Genomic DNA, 1568 nt, shown 5'->3' on the forward strand with positions numbered 1-1568 from the left:
CCCCATTCCCCATTCCCCATTCCCTATCCCCTATTCCCCATTCCCCATTCCTAATGAGTGCAGAAATTATTTGTGTTGGTACTGAACTGCTGTTAGGAGATATCCTCAACGGCAATGCTCAATTTTTGGCGCAACAATTAGCGCAGCTAGGTATTCCCCACTACTATCAAACAGTGGTTGGAGATAATCCAGAACGGTTGAAGCAAGTTATAGAAATTGCTATTTCCAGAGCGCAAATTCTCATTTTCACTGGTGGACTCGGCCCGACACCAGATGACCTCACCTGCGAAACCATCGCCGATTTTTTTAAAACTCCTTTAGTAGAAAACCCAGAAATCATCGAAGATATAACCCAGAAATTTGCCCAACGCGGTCGGGTTATGTCACCCAGTAACCGCAAACAGGCTTTGATTCCCCAAGGTGCAGAAATTCTCCCCAACCCCACTGGAACAGCACCCGGTATTATTTGGCAACCCCGTCCTGAAATCACGATTTTTACCTTTCCCGGTGTTCCCAGTGAAATGTACCCAATGTGGGAAGAAACAGCCGTCCCATTTCTCAAAAGTCAAGGTTGGGGTAAAGACATTATTTACAGCCGGAGTTTAAAGTTTTGGGGGATTGGTGAATCTGCTTTGGCGGAAAAAGTTGCTTCCTATTTAAAATTGCCAAACCCCACAGTAGCCCCTTATGCAGGTAAGGGGGAAGTGAGATTGCGAGTTTCTGCTAAAGCCACTTCCGAAGCAGCCGCAGAAGAACTAATTGCGCCCATTGAAAAACAACTTAAAGAAATTGCCGGACTAGATTTTTACGGCGTTAATAATGATACCCCTGCTTCCGTTGTCGGTGAGTTGTTGCGGGCATCAAAAGAAACGCTTTCTGTGGCAGAATCTTGCACCGGTGGCGGTTTAGGACAAATGTTGACTGAGATTTCTGGAAGTTCTGATTACTTTTGGGGTGGAGTAATTTCTTATGACAATTCGGTAAAGGTTCGACTCCTGGGGGTTAACCAGGAAGATTTAGATAAATTTGGGGCGGTAAGTGCGATCGTCGCAGAGCAAATGGCAATTGGGGTAAAAACGCGCCTTGCAACAACTTGGGGATTGAGTATCACTGGTATTGCTGGCCCAACTGGAGGAACAGATACCAAGCCGGTGGGTTTAGTTTATGTTGGTTTAGCTGGGCCAAAGGATGAAGTGATAAGTTTTGAATATCAGTTTGGTACAGTGCGAGGTCGAGCTTTAATTCGTCATGTGAGTGCGAATGCAGCGTTGGATAATCTGCGCCGAAAGTTATTGACGAGGTAGCAGATATGTTAGTCTTGTCATAAAATTGTATGACAAGATAGCATAACTATGCGAACCGACCGTCGATTAGATGACGAGTATGCTGACAAACTGGCCTATATTCAACAGCAGACTAATCAAGCAGTAACAGATGTGATTAAGTCTGCCCACAAATAAAATGACTTTTTTATCAGGATTCGCGGAAAAGCCCATCCGTCTTATACGGTGGGGATGAATAGCGGTCTACGGAGCGGAGCGTAGTAGACAATCCTTTGAGTGGTAAAA

The 1568-nt window shown here is 45.1% G+C and carries 1 protein-coding gene; it reads left to right on the forward strand.

The window, feature by feature from the left end; all coding sequences use genetic code 11:
* Nucleotides 1–53 precede the first annotated feature (53 nt).
* Nucleotides 54–1304, forward strand: coding sequence for a competence/damage-inducible protein A (locus tag CDG77_RS34855; RefSeq protein WP_094333652.1), 1251 nt, complete (start codon nucleotides 54–56; stop codon nucleotides 1302–1304).
* The last annotated feature ends 264 nt before the right edge of the window (nucleotides 1305–1568 follow it).

Source organism: Nostoc sp. 'Peltigera membranacea cyanobiont' 213 (assembly GCF_002245975.1).
GTDB lineage: Bacteria > Cyanobacteriota > Cyanobacteriia > Cyanobacteriales > Nostocaceae > Nostoc.

What these genes read in the sequence shown, in the direction of transcription:
- CDG77_RS34855 (WP_094333652.1), top strand. Translation starts at nt 54, where the DNA reads ATGAGTGCAGAAATTATTTGTGTTGGTACTGAACTGCTGTTAGGAGAT.